The sequence below is a fragment of the Flavobacterium sp. J372 genome, assembly GCF_024699965.1.
Lineage (GTDB): Bacteria > Bacteroidota > Bacteroidia > Flavobacteriales > Flavobacteriaceae > Flavobacterium.
Map to the genome: position 1 here is coordinate 411,997 of NZ_JAJOMZ010000004.1, position 20,234 is coordinate 432,230.

Here is a 20,234-nt window from a genome sequence, read left to right on the forward strand (position 1 = left end):
AAATTGCTGCCGCGTTACAAAAACGTGAGGCAAAGCTCCACGTGAAAGGCCTTATAGGCTCATCATTATCATTTCTTGTTGACCCTCTTTTCCGTGAGAGTGAGCTTCCTTTTCTTTTTATCCTGAAAGACAAAGAGGAAGCCGCCTATTACCTTAACGACCTTGAGAAACTGATTGGCGAACAGGATGTGCTTTTTTACCCGGGTTCTTTCCGCCGCCCATACCAGATTGAGGAAACAGATAATGCCAGTGTTTTGCTTCGTGCTGAAGTGCTTAACCGCATTAACTCACGTAAAAAACCCGCTGTCATAGTTACTTATCCCGAAGCGCTTTTCGAGAAAGTGGTGACCCGCCGGGAGCTTGAGAAGAATACGCTGAAAATTGCAGTGGGCGACCAGGTATCTATTGACTTTATTAATGAAGTTTTGTTTGAGTATGAATTCCGCCGGGTAGATTTTGTGACTGAACCGGGCGAATTCTCCGTACGAGGTGGTATTGTAGATGTATTCTCTTTCAGCAATGATAACCCATACCGTATAGAGTTTTTCGGGAATGAAGTTGACAGCATCCGTACTTTTGATGTCGCTTCGCAGCTGTCGCTCGACAGGCAGAAGAAAATCACGGTTATTCCCAACGTTGAGAATAAATTCCTGAAAGAAAGCCGTGAGAGTTTCCTTGAGTACATCAGCGAAAAAACTGTACTTTTCATACAGAACACTGAGGGTTTGCTGGGACAGCTGGATTTGCAATACAATAAAGCCATTGAGGCTTTTGATAACCTTTCAAAAGATATAAAACATGCTGAGCCGGGAGAACTTTTCCTGAACCAGCAGGCGTTTTTAAAGAAAGCCCTTGATTTTACCGTGGTTGAGCTCTCATCAAAGCCAATGTTCAAAACTGAAAAGGCTTTTGAATTTGCAATGCAGCCGCAGCCACCCTTTAACAAGCAGTTTGACTTATTGCTGAACAACCTGAGCGATAACCATGCGCGCGGGTATAAAAATTATATTTTCTGCAGCAACGAAGCCCAGGCACAACGCTTCCACGATATATTTGAAAGCCTTGACGAAGCCAATCATGAGAACATAAGGCAGCAGTACCAAACGCTTGTTTTTCCGCTGTACGAAGGTTTTATTGATGACGAAAACAGGGTGGCCTGTTATACCGATCACCAGATCTTTGAGCGTTATCACAAGTTCAGCATAAAAAACGGCTATTCTAAAAAGCAAACTATTACGCTGAAAGAACTGAACTCGCTTTCAGTTGGCGATTATGTCACACACATAGATCATGGTATTGGTAAATTTGGCGGCCTGCAAAAAATACAGGTGGAAGGCAAAACCCAGGAAGCCATTAAATTGGTGTATGCCGATAATGACATTGTGTATGTAAGCATTCACTCACTGCACAAAATATCAAAATATAACGGCAAAGACGGTGCACCGCCAAAGATTTACAAGCTGGGCAGCGGCGCCTGGAAAGCCCTGAAACAGAAAACCAAAGCACGCGTAAAGCACATTGCTTTCAACCTTATTCAACTGTATGCTAAGCGCAGGCTTGAGAAAGGCTACCAGTATGCGCCAGACAGTTACCTGCAGGCAGAGTTGGAGTCGTCTTTCATTTATGAAGATACGCCCGACCAGATTACGGCCACCCGCGATGTAAAAGCCGACATGGAAAGCGAGCGCCCGATGGACCGACTTGTTTGTGGCGATGTGGGTTTTGGCAAGACTGAAGTGGCCATACGCGCGGCCTTTAAGGCTGTTGATAACGGCAAGCAGGTAGCAGTATTAGTTCCTACAACCATATTGGCCTACCAGCATTTCCGCACGTTTATTGAGCGTTTAAAGGATATGCCGGTAACTGTTGGCTACGTAAACCGCTTCCGTACTGCGAAACAAAAATCGGAAACGTTGAAAAATCTTGCCGAAGGTAAACTCGATATCATCATAGGCACACACCAGCTTACTAATAAAAACGTAGTCTTTAAAAACCTTGGCTTACTTATAATTGACGAAGAGCAGAAATTTGGCGTAAACGTAAAAGATAAGCTGAAAACCATTGCGCAAAATGTTGACACGTTAACACTTACAGCTACACCGATACCGAGAACACTTCAGTTTTCACTCATGGCCGCGCGTGACCTATCTGTTATTACAACGCCGCCGCCCAACCGTTACCCTATTGAATCGCATGTGATCGGGTTTAACGAAGAGACTATACGCGATGCTGTTTCCTACGAGATTCAGCGTGGTGGGCAGGTATTTTTCATACACAACCGCATTGAGAATATCAAGGAAGTTGCGGGAATGATTCAGCGGCTTGTACCGGGGGCTAAAGTGGGCGTAGGCCATGGCCAAATGGAAGGCAAAAAGCTGGAAGAGCTTATGCTTGCTTTTATGGAAGGTGAATTTGATGTACTTGTGGCCACAACCATTATTGAAAGCGGCCTTGATGTGCCTAATGCCAATACCATCTTCATCAACAACGCCAATAACTTCGGGCTTAGCGACCTGCACCAGATGCGCGGGCGTGTGGGCCGCAGCAATAAAAAGGCGTTCTGCTACTTCATTGCGCCACCCTATTCTGCCATGACGGAAGATGCCCGTAAACGCATACAGGCCCTGGAGCAGTTTAGCGAGCTGGGCAGCGGCTTCAACATTGCAATGAAAGACCTTGAGATACGGGGTGCGGGTGACCTTTTGGGTGGTGAGCAGAGCGGTTTCATAAACGAAATAGGTTTTGAAACCTATCAGAAAATTATGAATGAGGCTATTGAAGAGCTTAAGGAAAACGAGTTTAAAGACTTATATGATGAAGAGGAAGATGCGAAAAAAGAATATGTAAAAGACATACAGATTGACAGTGATTTTGAGCTGCTTTTCCCGGATGACTACATCAATAACATTACTGAAAGGCTGAACCTTTACAATGAGCTGGCTACTGTAAAAGATGAAGCGGGGCTTACAGCTTTTGAACAAAAGCTTGCCGACCGTTTCGGCCCACTGCCAAAGCAGGCTCAGGCCTTGCTTACCAGCATGAGGATTAAATGGGCAGCAACAAAAATGGGTATTGAAAAGCTGGTTTTAAAGCAGGGTAAAATGGTGGGCTATTTTGTGGGCGACCAGCAAAGTGACTATTACCAGAGTGGCAGTTTCAGGCAGGTGCTTACATTTGTACAGAAATACCAGTCACTATCTAAAATGAAAGAAAAACAAACTAAAAACGGCCTGCGCCTGTTATTGACGTTTGAAAATGTAAAATCTTTGAGCAAGGCTTTGGAATTGCTTGAAAAGGTGTTTGAGTAATTATATTTTTCATTATTTTTCGCAAATTTAAGTAGTTACTATACAACTTGTTACGCAAACGATTTCGAAAAATAGGGCAAAAATGTTAATTGCGGATATTCCGTAATCTGCATATTTATTTAAAATATAATTTTGCCACTCGAAAAATAGATACACACGCCTTGAAAAACACTTTACATGTACTCGCGATTGATGACCACGCAGTTGTGCTGCAAGGCTATTTTTCTATTTTTAAACATCTTGAAAATCCATATAAGTTTAATTTAAAAAAAGCGTCTGATTGTAAAACAGGCCATGATATAATACTTCGGCACCGTGACACACCTTTTGATATTGCAGTGCTGGATTACAGCATACCTGCATACCCGAAGCTTGGCCTGCACACCGGTGAAGATATGGCTGCGCTGCTGCGCCGTGAAATGCCGGGCTGCAAGATCATAATGATGACGATGCACCGCGAGTTTGAGATACTGGGCCGTATTATACAAAACATTGCTCCGGAAGGCTTTATAAATAAAAGCGACTGTACTACCGAGGAGCTGATGGAAGGTTTCCAGGCGGTAATAAAGGGAGATACATTCTATTCAAATACCATACAAAATTATATGATGCGCCTTGAAAAAGGCATTATGCTGGAGGAGGTTGACCTGCGTATTCTCTATCTTTTGGCAAAGGGTATTAAAAATAAAAACCTTATTAAGTACATCCCGATGTCTGACAGCGGCATCGAGAAGCGCAAATACCGTATAAAACGGCTGCTGGAAGTTGACGGCGATGATGAAGTGCTTATAGACAAAGCCCGCCGTATGGGGTATATATAATACACATTTTAAATAAAAAGGCTGCCTGATCAGGCAGCCTTTAAACATTAAAAAAAACTATTTACAATTCGGGTTGCAGTACCCTGTTTACACCATGAATTACACCATTTGAAGCCTGTACGTCAGCCTGGAAAACGCGGGATAGATTGTTAGCAGAATCTCTGATATCCACATTACCGCCACCTAAAATTACTGTAAGGTTTTGAGAAGGCTGTGTAATAGTTGGTATTGACTGGTTGTTCTGTAGCTGAGTTGAACGTACGTTACCCGCAGCAGAAACGTGATATTGCAGCACTTTGGTAACTTGTGCAGGAGTTGCACCAACTGCAAATCCTGAACCTGTTGTTGCAGCTGTGAAAGCAGCATTGTTAGGCGCAAATACTGTTACAGGAGCTGATGCAGTAACACTGTTAAGAGCATTAAGTACGGCACTTTGGTCGCCAAATGCACCTGATGTACTTGTAACCACAGCCTGCAGCGTGTCAAAATCAGGGTTTGCCACTACGTGGTTTACAATTGTTGGTATCGCAATAACGTTGTTAACCGCATGTATAACACCGTTGCTTGCATCAATGTCTGCAGATTCGTTTATTACCGTAGTACCGCCATTTGCAGCGCCACCATTAATAGTGATAGTGTTGCCTGATTTGTTGATGTACATGCTGATCATTGGTGAGTTTGCCATTGTACCCATTGGTGACATAGTATTAACATAGCCTGTTGTAACAGCGCTGCTCATAACTTCTGCACCAATAACGTGGTTTAGCAGAAGGTTTTTAAGTGCAGCAACAGGTACTTCATTAATATTGTCATAAGGAGTTGTGTCAAGATATGCATTAAATGCTGCATTTGTTGGCGCAAATACTGTAAACTGGCCTGCACCGTCAAGTGTTGCTGTAAGCCCGGCACGCTCAACAGCCTGAGCCAGAATTGAGAAGTTGCTGTTTGATGCTGCAATGTCTACAATAGAATTTTGTGGCATTGTGTTGTTGTTGTTGTCATCATCGCTGCATGATACCAGGCTTGTGCCTGCAATAAACAACAAAAGCGATAGTTTTAATAAAGTCTTTTTCATATTTTAATTTGTTTTGAATGAGTAGACTAAATTAAAACATCACTTTTTTTGTTAAAAGATTTTTATTAAAAGTTAAACAAATGTTTACCTAAAAATAAACATTTTAAACACTTTAAAATGTAAGTCTTTACTGTATAAGTTAGGAAAGTTCAAAAATAAATGTCAAATTAAACTTAAGTCAGATTAAACAAAACTTAACGAAATATGCTGTTGGCAACTCTGTAGGTGTTTGCATGTGCCTCAATAATAGTTTTAATATCAGGGCTATAGCCCCCACCCATACTGCATTGTATAGGTATGCCTAATCTTTTACATAATGATAAGACGATTTCGTCTCGCCTTTTACATCCATTTAGTGTACAGCCAAGCTTGCCTAGTTTATCAGTTGCGAGTATGTCAACGCCGCTGAGATAGAAGATAAAATCCGGCTGTTGTGAATCTATGAGTGAAGGCAAAGTTTCCTGTAAGATGGCGAGATATTGATCATCACTTGTATTATCAGGCAGGGCAATGTCAAGATCAGATACTTCCTTTTTAAACGGATAATTACTCTTACCATGCATAGAAAATGTGAAAACCGCATCCTCCTTTGCAAAGATTTCGGCGGTGCCGTTACCTTGGTGTACATCAAGGTCAACAATAAGTATTTTTTTAGCAAGGTTTCTATCAAGCAGGTATTGTGCTGCAATAGCCTGGTCATTCAGGAGGCAAAAAGCTTCTCCATGGCCGGAATATGCGTGGTGGGTACCACCTGCAATATTAAAGGCTATGCCTTGCTGCAACGCCTGCTCACAACCCCATATTGTCCCCTGCGCTATGCGAAGTTCACGCTCTACCAATTCAGAAGATAGCGGAAAGCCAATTTTACGCACTGCCTTTGCATCGAGGGTAAGATTCAGCAGCGAATCAACATACTCTTTATTATGTACCGCAAGTACATGCTGTATGTCAGGTAATTCAGGTGCATGAAAGTCGCTTTTAACTGCTGTACCTTCATACAATAACTGTTCCGGTAAAAGTTCGTATTTTGCCATAGGAAAGCGGTGACCCTCCGGCAATGGATGTTTGTATATAGCGTGATAGGCTATTGGCAGCATTAGATTAGATCTGTGTGGGGGCATTTAGTTATAGTACAACTTTTTGCTAATTTAGCCAATAACATCTAATCTGAATATATAATGAATATGATTGCTGAAGAACTTGCAAACAGGCTGAGAGAAGTCATAATTAATGGGTTGTGGATTGCAAACACAAATTACAGAAAGGAATTGTCAGATTTATCATTTGAAGACGCCAATACAAAAATCGGATCTCTAAATACCATTGCTGCCCTTACGCAGCATATCCATTATTACATTTCAGGAATTTTGCAAGTGTTTAATGGTGGGAGCCTTGACATAAAAGACAAGTACAGCTTTGATTTTCCTGAAGTTACGTCACAACAGAGTTGGGAAATAATAATTGAGAAATTATTTGATGATACCGAAAAATTTGCCCTTATAGTTGAAACAATACCGGAATCAAAACTCAATGAATTCTTCGTTGATGAAAAATATGGAAGCTACCGCCGCAATATTGAGGCAATGATAGAGCATAGCTACTATCATCTTGGACAAATTGTACTGATAAAGAAATTGATTTCAAACGAATAGATGGACAGAGGTTTACGCTACTTTTTTTTATATTTGAAAACTCAAAACCACTTATTATGGAACTGAAATCTAAAAACCCCTTTTTAAAGAACAAGGCATTTGACCAGACTACCACCGTATATGATGCTGAAGGCAACCCTGTGCAGGTAATAGATTATAACGATGTAATGACGGTAAGCGGAGCTATCAACAAAAGCTTTATCCTGCTGCTGCTGCTTGTTGCAAGCGCAGGCATTACATGGACAATGTTCTATAATGGCTCAAATGCAATGGGTTTAACTATAGCTGGCGCTATTGCAGGTTTTATTGCCGTGCTTATTACAGTTTTCAGGCCGCAAACATCACGATATCTTGCCCCGGCATACGCAGTATTTGAGGGATTGTTTATTGGTGGTATTTCAGCATATTTTGAAGCATATTACTATCCGGGCATTGTAATTCAGGCCGTTGGCGCCACGTTTGTTACTTTCCTGGTTTGTTTTCTGCTATACAAATTTGAGATTGTAAAAGTAACAGAGCAATTTAAGTCAATAGTTATTGCATCTACGCTTGCCATTGGCACTTATTATCTAATTACATGGCTGCTTTCAATGTTCACCAGCTTTGAGCCCGTGCATTATGGCCATTCACTTATGAGCATCGGTATCAGTGCATTTGTAATAATTATTGCAGCAATGAATCTTTTCTTAGATTTTGACCTGATTGATGAGAGTGCAAAAAAGCGCCTGCCTAAGTATATGGAGTGGTTTGGAGCCATGGGCCTTATGATAACCCTGGTTTGGCTATATATAGAATTTTTGAGGCTATTCGCGAAGCTTTCAAGCCGGGATTAATAATCCCGATATAATTTAGAGCTGCCTCCGGGCAGCTTTTTTTATCCTGAAATTTAGAAATCAAATTTCAGCTGTACCGCCACCTGTTTTACTGCCTTGTTCTCAATGTCTGTATTAAGGTTAGCCAGTGAAATACCCAGCAAGCGTACCGAATCTTTTAAGCGTTCCTGGTATAATAATTCTTTTGCGGCTTCCAGTATGAGGCTTTTGTCTGAAATGAAGTACTGAAGCGTTTTACTCCGTGTTTGCAGGGTAAAATCACTGTATTTAATTTTCAGGGTAACCGTTTTGCCGGCAGTCTTCTTTTTCTTCAGCCGGCGGTCAAGTTCACCCGCAATCTGGTCCAGCTTTTCCTCCATAAAAACTTCGCTTACCAGGTTTTCACTGAATGTATGCTCTGTCCCTACTGATTTTGCTATCCTGTCGGGCTTTACCTCACTTGTGTGGATGCCGCGCACCACATAATAATAGTATGCGCCAGATTTGCCGAAATGTTCCGTAAGGTATTCAATGGTTTTTTCCTTAAGTTCTTTGCCTGTAAATATGCCCAGCTGGTACATTTTTTCCTCAGTAACTTTACCCACGCCGTAAAACTTCCCAATCGGCAGGTTTTCCAGAAACTCAATCACCTCATCAGGGTTTACGGTTTTCTGCCCGTTGGGTTTATTGTAATCGCTGGCTACTTTGGCAACAAATTTATTTATGGATATCCCCGCAGAAGCCGTTAAGCCGGTCTCTTCCCAAATGCGCTGGCGTATCTCTTTCGCTATAAGGCTTGCGCTTGGGTTGCCTTTCTTGTTTACCGTTACATCAAGATAGGCTTCATCCAGCGAGAGCGGTTCTACCAAATCGGTATAGTCATAAAATATTTTCCGTATCTGCTGTGAAACCTCTCGGTACTTATCAAAATTGGTCTTTACGAAGATAAGGTGGGGGCATTTCTTTTTGGCGAGGTAGCCGCTCATGGCACTGCGTACACCAAATTTACGGGCCTCATAACTCGCGGCCGATACCACTCCCCTCCTTTCACTTCCGCCCACGGCTATAGCCTTACCCCGCAATTCCGGGTTATCACGCTGCTCTACCGATGCGTAAAAGGCATCCATATCTACATGAATGATTTTGCGTTGCGGCATCGGTGTTTCCATACTGCAAATTTACTCAAATCCCTTATCTTGCAGTAGTATTACATAATGATTATGATTGAGACCGAACGTAAATTTCTGGTGAAAAGCGATGCTTATAAACATGAAGCAAGGACACAGAAGAAGATAGTACAGGGCTATCTTTCAACCGACCCTGAACGTACAGTGCGCGTCAGGATCAAAGGCGGGCAGGGCTATATTACAATAAAGGGTAAAAGCAATGACTCCGGCCTTAGCAGGATGGAATGGGAAAAAGAAATTACTGTTGAAGATGCTGATGCACTGCTGGCGCTGTGCCTACCCGGTGTCATTGATAAAGTACGCTACGAAATAAAGATGGGCAACCATATATATGAGGTAGATGAATTTTTTGGTGATAATACCGGCCTTACTATTGCGGAAATTGAATTATCATCTGAAAATGAAACGTTTGAAGAACCTGACTGGCTGGGTGATGAAGTTACAGGAGATAAGCGTTATTATAATGCTTACATCAGCAGCAGGCCATTTAGTAAGTGGTGATTAGTTTTCAGTCTCAGTCGGCGGTTCTTATATTCCTGAAAACCGAGACTGAGACTGCCAACTAAAAAGACTAAGCTGCTCACCCTTTGTACCGTCAAAAAGGTTGCATGCCAAATCTGGTATTCCTTTATCTGCAAAGTATTTTTGCCTGGCGATACGAAAGGTAGTGTGAATCATCTCGGCAATGTTACCTTCTCCTTTTTTACGTTTCGCTACGCTTTTTTCGCCCAGCTTACCACCATGCATTGATGCTATCTGGTGCAGCACTTTTTCTTTTCTGTCGGGGTAATGCTCATCCAGCCAGTCAACAAAAACAGGCTCAACGGTATCATTTAGCCTTACCAGGGTATAGCCAAAATCTTTTGCCCCACGTTCAGAAATTTCCTTTACAATATTGATAATCTCCGGTGTGTTTAGGCCCGGTATCATAGGCGCCACCATAATGTGTACAGGTATGCCGTTTGAAGAAAGCTCTTCAATAGCCTTAAGTTTATTATTTACAGAAGATGTCCGGGGTTCCAGTTTACGCCTCAGGTCTTCATTAATAGTCGGGATGCTTAAAGACACACACACCAGGTTTTTTTCAGCCAATTGCTTCAGGATATCAATGTCCCGCGTTACCAGCGCATTTTTGGTGAGTATGTCAATCGGGTGCCGGTATTCCAGGCACACCTCCAGCATGCGGCGGGTAATGCCCAGCCTACGTTCTATGGGCTGGTAACAATCGGTATTTCCGCTCATCAAAATCGGTTCAGCTTTATAGCCTCTTTTAGTGAAGAATTTTTCCAGGAGTTCCGGCGCATTTTTTTTCACCAGTATCTTCCTTTCAAAATCAACCCCCGCGCTATAGCCCCAATATTCATGAGTGGGCCTTGCAAAACAATAGGCACAGCCATGTTCACACCCCTGGTATGGATTCATGCTATATGCCATAGACAGGTCCGGGCTCTTAACCGGATTCACAATACTCTTCGGGAAAACCTCAAGTATTTCAGTCTTCGCTACTGTTTCCTCAAAATCATCATCATATATCGATTTCTCATACCGATTCTTCAGGAAATGATTATGTATGTTTTGTACTGCCCCCTGCCCTTTTATCGTTTCCTTCTTCATTGCACATCATTTCCAACAAAGATATAAGTTATAAGATTATTTTCTTAATTGTTAAAAGACTTTTATCAACAAATTATTGGAATACTGCAAATCAATATACGTAAAAGACGCATACATTGTTCATAGAAAAATCTGGGACTGTGACTGTAAACTAAATTTATTATTTTTATCTCATGAAATCAACATTCAACGTTAACCGCGTGAGCCGCCAGGTATACGATCGTTTTTTCGACAACTACAGTACAGAGCAACTTAACAAGATACCACCGGGCTTCAGCAATAACCTTATCTGGAATATTGGCCATATCATAGTATCGCAGCAGATGCTGATGTATCTTGCTTCAGGCAATACGCCTAACGTTTCAATCGAAATGATTGAGCGTTACAAACGCGGCACCCGCCCTGAAAGCGATGCTTCATCAGAAGAAATAGCGGAAATACGCAGCATGCTTTTTACGCTGGTTGATAAATCGGAAGAAGATTATAATGCAGGAGTCTTCACGACTTACACCGAAAGAAAGACAGAATTGGGTTTCACGCTGACATCAATTGAAGACGCGATTGAATTCAACAACTATCATGAAGCCACACACCTTGGCATAATGATGAGTTTGAGGAAGTTTGTATAGAAAGTAAACAGTCTCAGTCCCGGTTTTCAATTGCTTCCGGCATTGATAAAATAGTGGCATAGACTGAAAACCGGGACTGGGACTAAAAACTACCTAACCTTCAACAAATCCCCCAGCTCTGCATAAGTCAGCATTATTTCTTTTTGCTGCTCGGCATAGGAAGCTACCTCGTATGGATTGTAGTAAAGCAGCAGGCCTTCATCAGTATAAAAAATATTCTGCGGGAGAATAAATTTATCATCCGGGAAAAAATAGCCGGTAGCATTAATATTCTTACCTGCCGGAATTTTATATTTCTCACGAAATTTCTTCTCTGCCATGGCTGCTACTGCCTTCTGGTCGGTAAACATTTCAGCATAGTTTAAAGTTGTTCCGGTTTTTGCATTGAATATAAGTGAACGCAGCCCAGAATAGCCATGCGCACCGCCGGTAAATGTGTAATTTTCAAGCTTGATATTGATGATGTTATCCGTTTGATAGCCGATCCTGCCATTAATCTTTGCTTCCCAGGGCGCCATCTTTTCCTTCGGGAATTGCTTTCTTAAATCGTCATACGATTTAATGAAAGTACTCATTATGCCTTCATAGTCTTTGGCATCTGAAGGTTTCTCTCCAAAATATACAATGCCACGCACCGTATTGAATATCTTATTGTTAATGCTGTCTTTAGCTGGCTGGCTTATATTCTCAGCCACCGGTATGGTTATTGAAACATTCGTGCATGCATCATTACACGGCAGAGTTGTTTTCTGCTCATAGGTTTTAGAGGCAAAGGCCGGGGCAGGTTTTTCTGTCACAGCCTCTTCCGTTTCAACCTCCATTTCCTTTTTCTCTTTTGGCATGCTGTAAAGAGAGCCACCGCCAAAATCATGCTTAAAAACCGCTTCATAACGCTAATTGTTAGGGTTGTGATAAATAGCTGCGTGTGTGCCGCAGTACAACCAAATTACACTAAATTTGTTTCTCAAATTTATTCTTACAGATTATTATATGAAATTTAACACGAAAACCATACACGGCGGCCAGCACCATGACCCATCTACAGGCGCAGTGATGCCACCGGTTTACCAGACTTCAACATACGTACAAAGCAGCCCGGGTGTACACTCGGGGTATGAATATAGCCGTGCGGCAAACCCAACCCGTACCGCACTTGAAAATGCTTTGGCAAGCATTGAAAACGGAGCACGCGGGCTTGCATTTTCTTCGGGCCTTGCTGCTACTGATTGTGTTTTGCGCATGCTGAAAGCCGGTGATGAAGTTATTGCTATGGACGACCTGTATGGCGGCACCTACCGAATGTTTACAAGAGTATATAAAGACAGCGGCATAAAGTTCCATTTTGTAGACATGAATGATTTGGCAAAGTTCGAGTCGCTTTTCAACAACAACACAAAGCTGGTTTGGGTGGAAACACCTACCAACCCATTGATGAAGCTGGCCGATATTGAGGCTATCGCTAAAATTGCGAAAGAGAAAAAAGTCCTTTTTGCGGTTGATAACACATTTGCTACTCCATATTTACAGCGCCCTCTTGATCTGGGTGCCGATATCGTGATGCACAGCGCCACCAAATACCTTGGCGGCCATAGTGATGTTATAGCCGGAGCACTTATAATTAAAGATGCCGAACTGGGCGAACGGATGCATTTTTTACAGTTTGCCACCGGCGCCACTCTTGGCCCGCAAGATTCGTTTTTAGTGCTTCGTGGTATAAAAACGCTACACCTGCGCATGCAGCGCCATTGTGAAAACGGCGCTAAAGTTGCGGAGTATCTTGAGAATCATCCCAAGATAAAAGCGGTATATTATCCGGGGCTTGCAAGCCACCCTTTCCACAGCCTTGCCCAAAAGCAAATGCAGGGCGGTTTTGGCGGAATGGTGTCATTCACGTTCAAATCCGGTGCAAAGGCTGACGCCATCAAATTCCTTGAAAGCCTGAAAGTATTTACATTGGCAGAATCGCTTGGCGGCGTTGAGTCGCTTGCCAACCACCCGGCTTTGATGACGCATGCGTCAATTCCTGAAGACAAGCGATTGGAAATAGGAATAAGCGATGATCTGGTTCGTCTTAGCGTAGGTATAGAAGATGCTGAAGATTTAATTGCAGACATAGAGCAGGCACTTTCTTAAAGAAATGTTAAATGCTTCTCAATGTTGATTTGTATTTACGTCGATTCGTTAATTCGGATTTGGAACTCAAATTGACAAATCCACGAATCTACAAATTAACAAAAACATTATATTTGCCTCGAATTACGAAAACGTTTTCACTACAACTAAACCATTAACAACATGAGTGATAGCTTACAGTCTTTTATGGACATGGTTTCAAAAAGAAACCCAAATGAACCCGAATTTTTACAGGCAGTGCACGAAGTAGCCGAAACGGTGCTTCCATTCATTGAGCAAAATAAAAAATACCAGGGCAAAATGCTGCTGGAAAGGATGGTAGAGCCTGAGCGCGTAATAATGTTCCGCGTTACCTGGCTTGATGATAACGGAAACACGCAGGTAAACCGCGGCTACCGCATCCAGATGAATTCTGCTATCGGCCCATACAAAGGCGGGCTTCGCTTTCACCCATCGGTAAACCTGAGCATCCTTAAATTCCTTGCTTTTGAGCAGACTTTTAAAAATAGCCTTACAACATTGCCAATGGGCGGCGGTAAAGGCGGCTCTGACTTTGACCCGAAAGGAAAATCAGACAATGAAATCATGCGTTTCTGCCAAAGTTTTATGACAGAGCTTGCCAAGCATATTGGCGCTGACACCGATGTACCTGCAGGAGACATAGGTGTTGGCGGCCGTGAAGTTGGCTACATGTTTGGGCAATATAAAAGGCTTCGCAACGAATTTACAGGTGTACTTACCGGCAAGGGCATAAGCTTCGGTGGGTCGCTCATCCGTCCTGAAGCTACAGGTTACGGCTGTGTTTATTTCGCGCAAAGCATGCTTGAAACGAAAGGCCAAAGCTTTGAAGGTAAAACTGTTGTAATTTCAGGTTCAGGTAACGTGGCGCAGTATGCTGCTGAAAAAGCCATGCAGTTGGGCGGCAAGGTTGTAACCTTCTCTGACTCATCAGGATACATTTATGATGAGGCAGGTATTGATGCTGAAAAACTGGCTTATGTTATGGAAATCAAAAACGTAAATTATGGCCGTATCAGCGACTATCTTAACAAATATCCTAATGCCAAATATGTGGCCGGGGGCAAGCCATGGGAAGTTAAATGCGATATCGCACTGCCATGTGCAACCCAAAACGAACTTAATGGTGATGAGGCTAAGCAGCTTATAGCAAACGGATGTATTTGCGTAGCTGAAGGCGCCAACATGCCAAGTACGCCTGAAGCTGTTATAGCATTCCAGGACGCAAGGATACTTTTTGCACCTGGTAAAGCTTCAAACGCAGGTGGTGTGGCAACATCAGGCCTTGAAATGTCACAAAACTCACTGCGCCTTAGCTGGACACGTGAAGAAGTTGATGAAAGACTTAAAGGCATTATGGCAAGCATACATGAGTCTTGCATTGCTTTTGGCAAGGAGGCAGACGGCTACACTGATTATGTAAAAGGCGCTAACATTGCCGGTTTTGTAAAGGTGGCCGATGCCATGCTTGCGCAGGGTGTGGTATAAATCTAATGCTTTATAGAAACTAAAGCTCCCCTATTGTGGGAGCTTTTTTTATGCACATATACAAAAAAAGCGATAACTGCGTTTTAGTTATATTTGCCAAATAAATTGCCCTGATGAAGAGAGTTTTACAAGTAGTTGCCCTGCTGGCAGCAATTTGCTGTGCAGCACAAAACAATAACAAGCTGTGGGGCAGCCACTTTTCTTATAATAATATCGTTGACATTTCACAATCTGGCAGCCGCGTGTATGCTGCTGCTGATTTTGCCATGTTCTCTAAAAATGTGCTTACCAATGAGCTGAAAACCATCACATCAGTTGACGGGCTTAAAGCTGAAACCATTACTGCAATTCATCACAGCACAGTCTTTAACCGTACGCTTGTAGGCAACAGTAATGGTTTGCTTCTTGTAATAAATGCTGACAATACCATAGCTACTAAGGTTGACATTATTGCAGAAACAACAGTACAACCCAACAAAAAGCGAATAAACCATATATATGAGCATCAAGGCAAAGCCTATATAGCAACCGATTTTGGAATTGCGGTCTTAAACATTGCTACATTAGAGTTTGGAGATACATTTTACCTTGGGCCAAACGGCGCAGAAATATCTGTAAACCAGGTAACTGTTCAGGGGGGTTATATCTATGCTGCATGTAAAGAGAATGGGTTGAGAAGAGGGCTCATTTCAAACCCTAACCTCAATGATTTTAACAATTGGGTCAACTATAATTCTGGCTACTGGGTATATGCCAGTACCCTTGACAATATGCTGATTGCGGCTGACAATCAAAACATATACAGGCTTGAAGGGAACTCCTTTGTAATAAAAAATTCCACAGGGGCAAATATTGTTGATTTCCGTGTAGTTGATAATAACCTCCTTATAACAACCCCCTCTTTTGTAAAGATCTTTAATTCACAGGTGATGCAGACTGCCGTTATCAATGTGATACCCTGCCTTCCTTTAGGGGAAACGGCAAGTTTTACCTGCGCCACGCTTCTTAATCAGAGACTTTACGTAGGCACTACCGAAAAGGGACTCTACAGTATGCTGGTAAGTAATTTTTCTGTTTGTGAAAATATCACTCCAAGCGGCCCTTTGCGCAGTAATATTTTCTCGCTGGAAAAAACAGCCAATAACCTTTGGGCGGTATTTGGCGGGTATAATATAGATTATAACCCATATATACCTACGCTTAACTATTTCGGCATAAGCAGGTTAAACAGCACCGGATGGCTTAACATACCCAACAGCGATGTTTTTGGCGCAGCTGCAATAGTAGATATTATAGCTACACCCGCAAATGAAAATGTATTATATGCAGCCTCTTTTTTAAATGGCCTTATTAAAATAGAAAACAATGTGGGTGTGGAGCAATATGATGCAACACCTCCTATACAAAACGGACCCGAAACCGTCGCTCCGGGAGGGCCAACAGTATGGATCAACAGCCTTGCTTATGACAGGGAAGGCAACCTATGGATGACAAACGCCCTTACGGTAAAATCAATTAAAGTTCTGAAAGCTGGCGGCGACTGGGCAGCATATTCTTTACAGGGGATAGTTCAAAATCCGGAGCAGGGGCTTTATGGAAAGATGGTGATAGACAAAAACGGGACGAAATGGATTCCCTCTCGCGATAATGGGCTTATCGCTTTTAATGAAAAGCAGAACAACAGGTTTGTCATCCTGAAAGATAATTCAAATCTCCCTGACAGCTATGTGCGCAGCCTGGCTATTGACAACAGAAACCAGCTCTGGATAGGAACCAGGCGCGGTTTGAGGATTTTACCGTCAGTAGACAGGTTTCTTACAGAAGATGCATTGGTAACCAATGATATTATTATACTGGAAGACGGGCAGGCACAGGAGCTGTTATACCAACAGGATATAACGGCAATAAAAGTTGACGGCGCCAACAATAAATGGCTGGGCACAGCCACTGCAGGCGTATTTTTAGTTTCGCCTGACGGACAGCGCACCATACACCACTTTACAATATTAAACTCACCGCTGCCAAGCAACCAGATTAATGATATCGCCATAGATGCTGCCACGGGCGAAGTGTTCTTTGCCACAGATAAAGGCATGGTCTCCTTTAAGGGTACATCTACAAAAGCATCAGATAATCTTGATAATGTATATGTATTTCCTAACCCTGTAAGGCCGGGCTTTGAGGGTGATGTAAACATAAGCGGGCTTATTAACAGGGCCAATGTAAAAATTACTGATATTGAAGGCAACCTAGTACATGAAACCACAAGTGAAGGCGGCACCATACTTTGGGATACCCGTGCTTTTGGCAAGCATAAGGTAGCTTCGGGTGTTTATATGATATTCATTACCGGTGAAGACGGTACGCAAACCAAAGTGAAAAAAGTAATGATTATCCGCTGATGCAGGTAAAAACGAGAGGGATAGTGCTTAGCGCATTGCGCTATCAGGAAAAAAGCCTTATCGTGAAATGTTTTACCGAGGCTGACGGGCTTAAGTCATACTTTGTTCGCGATGCATTTTCAGGTAAAAAAAGCGCCAGTAAAATTGCCTATTTCCAGCCTTTAACCATTTTAGATATTGTAGCGGTACATAAAAATAAGGGCACACTTGAATACTTTAAAGAAGTGAAGCTTGGCATACCCTACCAGACCATTAATGCCGATATAAGGAAAACCACGATAGCAATTTTTTTGGCCGAAGTGCTGCACCACAGCATCCGTGAGGAAGAGAAAAATGAAAGTCTGTACCACTTTCTTGAAACAGCTTTGATGTGGCTTGACGGACATGATGAAATAGCCGATTTCCATTTGCTGCTATTGCTTGAAGTAACAAAGTTCCTTGGTTTTTACCCTGAGAGAAACATTAGTGAGAATTTATATTTTGAAATGACGGATGGTGTGTTCGTTCCGTTCGAATCTACCACATGCCTTAGCGCAAAAAATACTCACCTGCTGCAGGAAATGATGCAGCTGCGTATGGACGGTGGTACGGCTGCCTTCCATGTATCCGAAAGGCAGGCACTGCTCAATATCCTCCTTGATTACTACGCCCTGCACCTTGAAGGTTTCAGGAAACCTAATTCGCTTGAAGTACTCAAGCAGGTTTTTAGTTGAGTGTTCTCATCATTAAACAATAGCTAAAGTTCAGATTTTATTAGTGTTATAGACAATCATGCAGTAATTTCGAGGAGAAACTATCTTAAACGCTGTATGCCTGCTGTAATTGTATGGTTTAAAACTGATTTAAGGCTTCATGATAATGAGGCGCTGGTAAGGGCTGTAGCATCAGGCCATATGGTTGTGCCCGTATATTGTTTTGACCAGTCGCATTACACCACTACACGCTTCGGGTTCAGGAAAACCGGCGACTTCCGCATTAAATTCCTGCTTGAATCACTTGCAGACCTTGATGCCCGGCTGCGCAGCATGGGTTCGGGCCTCTTGATTGTTAAAGGTGACCCTTCCCTCGCACTTCCTGATGTTGTGAAGAAGTATAATGCTAAAAAAGTATTTGCCAAAAAAGAAGTGGCTTCTGAAGAAAAAGCAACTGAAGAAAAGGTTACAGCGCAGCTATGGAAGCTAGGCTGCTCTTTAGAAACATACAGTACAAGCACACTCTACCATGCTGAAGACCTGCCGTTTTCTATAAAGGACATTCCGGATATATTTACCGATTTCCGGAAAAAAACAGAGAGGGACAGCTTTATACGCCCTGTTTTTGACAAGCCTTCAAAAATCATGTCACCTGTTATCCCTCCGTTAAAACTCCCTGATGTTACTGAATTAAAGGCGGCGCATGTTATTCCTGACACCCGCGCTTCAATAGAATTTAAAGGCGGCGAAACCGAAGCAAGATCAAGATTAGAAGACTTTCTGTTCGGTACAAAATCCATCGCTACCTATAAAGAAACGCGTGACTGGCTTACCGGGCGCGACTTTTCGTCAAAGCTATCACCATGGCTGGCAAACGGATGCCTTTCACCCCGCACGGTCTATAATGAAGTGAAGCGCTATGAAGCTGAATATGGGGCTAATAAATCTACCTACTGGCTGATTTTTGAGCTTTTGTGGCGGGATTTTTTCAGGTTTATGATGAAAAAGCATAAAAGCAAAATGTTTTACAAAGGCGGGTTTAAAGGCAGGGATGTTGAAACAGCAACAATTAATTCCGAAATGCTCTATAAATGGGTTAACGGTCAAACTGGTAATGATTTTGTTGATGCCAACATGCGTGAACTTAAACTTACCGGTTTTATGAGTAACCGGGGCAGGCAAAATGTAGCCAGCTACCTGTGTAATGACCTGGGCATTGACTGGCGCTATGGTGCGGCCTATTTTGAACAGCAGCTTATTGATTATGACGTATGCAGCAACTGGGGCAACTGGGCCTACATAGCAGGTGTGGGCAATGACCCAAGAGGTAACAGACAATTTAACGTAGATAAACAGGCGGCAGATTATGACCCCAAACAACTATACAGGAAATTATGGCTACAATAAAACCAACATTTACACAGCAGGAAACCGACCGGATAATTGAGATGGCTTGGGAAGACCGGACTCCATTTGATGCCATAAAGTTTCAATTCGGCCTCTCTGAAGCCGATGTTAAAGCATTGATGAAGCGCGAACTCAAATTCAGCAGCTATTGCCTGTGGCGCAAAAGGGTTGAAGCCTGCAGTACAAAACATGCCAAAAAAAGGTCAGATGACATAGCCCGGTTTAAATGCAGCAGGCAAAGACATATAACGCTCAACAAAATATCAAAAAGAAAATAATGCAACAAAAAACATACATTTTTGCAGGGGCATCATCGGCAGTGGCTGTGGCTGCCGCATCTTTACTCAAACAGCAGGGACATGTAATTATTGGTATCTCTACCAAACCTCCGCAAGATGTTTACGATAAGGCTTTTACTGTGGCTGAATATGATTTTGATGCATTCCCTAACATAGATGGGCCTATTGACGGCATAGTATATTTTCCCGGCACAATAAACCTCAAACCTTTTAACCGCTATACCAGGCAAGACTTTGTACAAGACTTTAGCATAAATGCCCTTGGGGCTGCTGCTTTTACACAGGCTTACCTGCCTAACCTTAAAAAAAGCAGTAATGCTTCAATAGTATTTATAAGCACTGTGGCTGTAGCGGCAGGCATGCCTTTCCACAGTTCAATAGCAATGGCCAAGGCCGCGCTTGAGGGGCTAACACGCTCTCTCGCAGCTGAACTGGCATCAAAAGTACGGGTAAACTGTATTGCGCCATCACTAACAGATACTCCACTTTCCGAAAAATTCTTAGGCACCCCAGAAAAGCGCGAGGCGGCTCAAAACCGGAATCCGGCTAAGAAAATAGGTTCGGCAGATGATCTTGCCAATGCTATTATTTTTCTTTTAGGCAGCCAATCTGCATGGATTACAGGCCAGGTGCTCGCTGTTGACGGCGGCATGGGCAACCTAAAGCCTTAACTTGTAGTATATGTAACGCCATTTAC

General features: G+C 42.6%; 18 protein-coding genes. 13 read left to right on the forward strand and 5 right to left on the reverse strand.

The genetic code is table 11. The features are described from left to right. Window positions 1–2 precede the first annotated feature (2 nt). Complete coding sequence (gene mfd, locus LRS05_RS02285; RefSeq protein ID WP_374707781.1) at window positions 3–3,308, forward strand: transcription-repair coupling factor; 3,306 nt, start codon at window positions 3–5, stop codon at window positions 3,306–3,308. A 161-nt stretch (window positions 3,309–3,469) separates the two neighbouring features. After that, on the forward strand, window positions 3,470–4,129 hold the full coding sequence (locus LRS05_RS02290; RefSeq protein ID WP_257866835.1) for a response regulator: 660 nt from the start codon (window positions 3,470–3,472) through the stop codon (window positions 4,127–4,129). A 61-nt stretch (window positions 4,130–4,190) separates the two neighbouring features. Here LRS05_RS02290 and LRS05_RS02295 read toward each other — a convergent pair whose 3' ends face one another. Further along, window positions 4,191–5,204 (reverse strand): fasciclin domain-containing protein, encoded by a 1,014-nt coding sequence (locus LRS05_RS02295; RefSeq protein WP_257866836.1) that lies wholly within the window; start codon window positions 5,202–5,204, stop codon window positions 4,191–4,193. Between the two features lie 194 nt (window positions 5,205–5,398). Next, the gene (locus LRS05_RS02300; RefSeq protein WP_257866837.1) at window positions 5,399–6,301 is read right to left on the reverse strand and encodes a histone deacetylase; all 903 of its coding nucleotides are present in this window, start codon (window positions 6,299–6,301) and stop codon (window positions 5,399–5,401) included. An 87-nt stretch (window positions 6,302–6,388) separates the two neighbouring features. Between LRS05_RS02300 and LRS05_RS02305 the strand changes: the two genes are divergently transcribed. Beyond that, a complete protein-coding gene (locus tag LRS05_RS02305) occupies window positions 6,389–6,856 on the forward strand; it encodes a DUF1572 domain-containing protein (protein ID WP_308224816.1) in 468 nt (155 codons plus the stop codon). A gap of 56 nt (window positions 6,857–6,912) precedes the next feature. Further along, window positions 6,913–7,689 carry a Bax inhibitor-1/YccA family protein gene (locus LRS05_RS02310; RefSeq protein WP_257866839.1) on the forward strand — a complete coding sequence of 259 codons (777 nt, stop codon included), beginning with the start codon at window positions 6,913–6,915 and terminating at the stop codon, window positions 7,687–7,689. Between the two features lie 53 nt (window positions 7,690–7,742). Here the strand turns inward: LRS05_RS02310 and dinB are convergent, their stop codons facing one another. Beyond that, a complete protein-coding gene (gene dinB / locus LRS05_RS02315; RefSeq protein ID WP_257866840.1) occupies window positions 7,743–8,837 on the reverse strand; it encodes a DNA polymerase IV in 1,095 nt (364 codons plus the stop codon). Window positions 8,838–8,888: 51 nt separating this feature from the next. On the opposite strand from dinB, the gene LRS05_RS02320 reads away from it, so the two are divergent. After that, window positions 8,889–9,356 carry a CYTH domain-containing protein gene (locus LRS05_RS02320; RefSeq protein ID WP_257866841.1) on the forward strand — a complete coding sequence of 156 codons (468 nt, stop codon included), beginning with the start codon at window positions 8,889–8,891 and terminating at the stop codon, window positions 9,354–9,356. A 27-nt stretch (window positions 9,357–9,383) separates the two neighbouring features. Here the strand turns inward: LRS05_RS02320 and LRS05_RS02325 are convergent, their stop codons facing one another. Next, the gene (locus LRS05_RS02325) at window positions 9,384–10,469 is read right to left on the reverse strand and encodes a PA0069 family radical SAM protein (RefSeq protein ID WP_257866842.1); all 1,086 of its coding nucleotides are present in this window, start codon (window positions 10,467–10,469) and stop codon (window positions 9,384–9,386) included. Between the two features lie 173 nt (window positions 10,470–10,642). On the opposite strand from LRS05_RS02325, the gene LRS05_RS02330 reads away from it, so the two are divergent. After that, window positions 10,643–11,098 (forward strand): DinB family protein, encoded by a 456-nt coding sequence (locus tag LRS05_RS02330; RefSeq protein ID WP_257866843.1) that lies wholly within the window; start codon window positions 10,643–10,645, stop codon window positions 11,096–11,098. A gap of 89 nt (window positions 11,099–11,187) precedes the next feature. Here the strand turns inward: LRS05_RS02330 and LRS05_RS02335 are convergent, their stop codons facing one another. Beyond that, entirely contained in the window at window positions 11,188–11,940 is a 753-nt protein-coding gene (locus tag LRS05_RS02335; RefSeq protein WP_257866844.1) for a DUF3298 and DUF4163 domain-containing protein, read from the reverse strand. A 148-nt stretch (window positions 11,941–12,088) separates the two neighbouring features. Between LRS05_RS02335 and LRS05_RS02340 the strand changes: the two genes are divergently transcribed. The 7 genes from LRS05_RS02340 to LRS05_RS02370 all read left to right on the forward strand — a co-directional run bounded on the left by LRS05_RS02340 (window position 12,089) and on the right by LRS05_RS02370 (window position 20,208). After that, a complete protein-coding gene (locus LRS05_RS02340) occupies window positions 12,089–13,231 on the forward strand; it encodes a cystathionine gamma-synthase (protein ID WP_257866845.1) in 1,143 nt (380 codons plus the stop codon). Window positions 13,232–13,393: 162 nt separating this feature from the next. Then, entirely contained in the window at window positions 13,394–14,737 is a 1,344-nt protein-coding gene (gene gdhA, locus LRS05_RS02345) for an NADP-specific glutamate dehydrogenase (RefSeq protein ID WP_257866846.1), read from the forward strand. Window positions 14,738–14,850: 113 nt separating this feature from the next. Further along, window positions 14,851–17,139, forward strand: a complete 2,289-nt coding sequence (locus tag LRS05_RS02350; RefSeq protein WP_257866847.1) for a two-component regulator propeller domain-containing protein — start codon at window positions 14,851–14,853, stop codon at window positions 17,137–17,139. Further along, a complete protein-coding gene (gene recO, locus LRS05_RS02355) occupies window positions 17,139–17,852 on the forward strand; it encodes a DNA repair protein RecO (RefSeq protein ID WP_257866848.1) in 714 nt (237 codons plus the stop codon). The genes LRS05_RS02350 and recO overlap by 1 nt, the downstream gene beginning before the upstream one ends. Window positions 17,853–17,948: 96 nt before the next feature. Further along, a complete protein-coding gene (locus tag LRS05_RS02360) occupies window positions 17,949–19,238 on the forward strand; it encodes a DASH family cryptochrome (RefSeq protein WP_257866849.1) in 1,290 nt (429 codons plus the stop codon). After that, complete coding sequence (locus LRS05_RS02365; RefSeq protein ID WP_257866850.1) at window positions 19,226–19,516, forward strand: TIGR03643 family protein; 291 nt, start codon at window positions 19,226–19,228, stop codon at window positions 19,514–19,516. Before LRS05_RS02360 ends, LRS05_RS02365 begins: the two co-directional genes overlap by 13 nt. Beyond that, window positions 19,516–20,208, forward strand: a complete 693-nt coding sequence (locus tag LRS05_RS02370; RefSeq protein ID WP_257866851.1) for an SDR family NAD(P)-dependent oxidoreductase — start codon at window positions 19,516–19,518, stop codon at window positions 20,206–20,208. The genes LRS05_RS02365 and LRS05_RS02370 overlap by 1 nt, the downstream gene beginning before the upstream one ends. Window positions 20,209–20,234: the final 26 nt, after the last annotated feature.

What these genes read in the sequence shown, in the direction of transcription:
- dinB (WP_257866840.1), bottom strand. Translation starts at nt 8,837, where the DNA reads ATGGAAACACCGATGCCGCAACGCAAAATCATTCATGTAGATATGGAT.
- LRS05_RS02330 (WP_257866843.1), top strand. Translation starts at nt 10,643, where the DNA reads ATGAAATCAACATTCAACGTTAACCGCGTGAGCCGCCAGGTATACGAT.
- LRS05_RS02305 (WP_308224816.1), top strand. Translation starts at nt 6,389, where the DNA reads ATGATTGCTGAAGAACTTGCAAACAGGCTGAGAGAAGTCATAATTAAT.
- LRS05_RS02350 (WP_257866847.1), top strand. Translation starts at nt 14,851, where the DNA reads ATGAAGAGAGTTTTACAAGTAGTTGCCCTGCTGGCAGCAATTTGCTGT.
- LRS05_RS02360 (WP_257866849.1), top strand. Translation starts at nt 17,949, where the DNA reads ATGCCTGCTGTAATTGTATGGTTTAAAACTGATTTAAGGCTTCATGAT.
- LRS05_RS02310 (WP_257866839.1), top strand. Translation starts at nt 6,913, where the DNA reads ATGGAACTGAAATCTAAAAACCCCTTTTTAAAGAACAAGGCATTTGAC.
- LRS05_RS02335 (WP_257866844.1), bottom strand. Translation starts at nt 11,940, where the DNA reads ATGCCAAAAGAGAAAAAGGAAATGGAGGTTGAAACGGAAGAGGCTGTG.
- LRS05_RS02325 (WP_257866842.1), bottom strand. Translation starts at nt 10,469, where the DNA reads ATGAAGAAGGAAACGATAAAAGGGCAGGGGGCAGTACAAAACATACAT.
- LRS05_RS02365 (WP_257866850.1), top strand. Translation starts at nt 19,226, where the DNA reads ATGGCTACAATAAAACCAACATTTACACAGCAGGAAACCGACCGGATA.
- recO (WP_257866848.1), top strand. Translation starts at nt 17,139, where the DNA reads ATGCAGGTAAAAACGAGAGGGATAGTGCTTAGCGCATTGCGCTATCAG.
- LRS05_RS02300 (WP_257866837.1), bottom strand. Translation starts at nt 6,301, where the DNA reads ATGCTGCCAATAGCCTATCACGCTATATACAAACATCCATTGCCGGAG.
- LRS05_RS02295 (WP_257866836.1), bottom strand. Translation starts at nt 5,204, where the DNA reads ATGAAAAAGACTTTATTAAAACTATCGCTTTTGTTGTTTATTGCAGGC.
- LRS05_RS02370 (WP_257866851.1), top strand. Translation starts at nt 19,516, where the DNA reads ATGCAACAAAAAACATACATTTTTGCAGGGGCATCATCGGCAGTGGCT.
- gdhA (WP_257866846.1), top strand. Translation starts at nt 13,394, where the DNA reads ATGAGTGATAGCTTACAGTCTTTTATGGACATGGTTTCAAAAAGAAAC.
- LRS05_RS02320 (WP_257866841.1), top strand. Translation starts at nt 8,889, where the DNA reads ATGATTGAGACCGAACGTAAATTTCTGGTGAAAAGCGATGCTTATAAA.
- LRS05_RS02340 (WP_257866845.1), top strand. Translation starts at nt 12,089, where the DNA reads ATGAAATTTAACACGAAAACCATACACGGCGGCCAGCACCATGACCCA.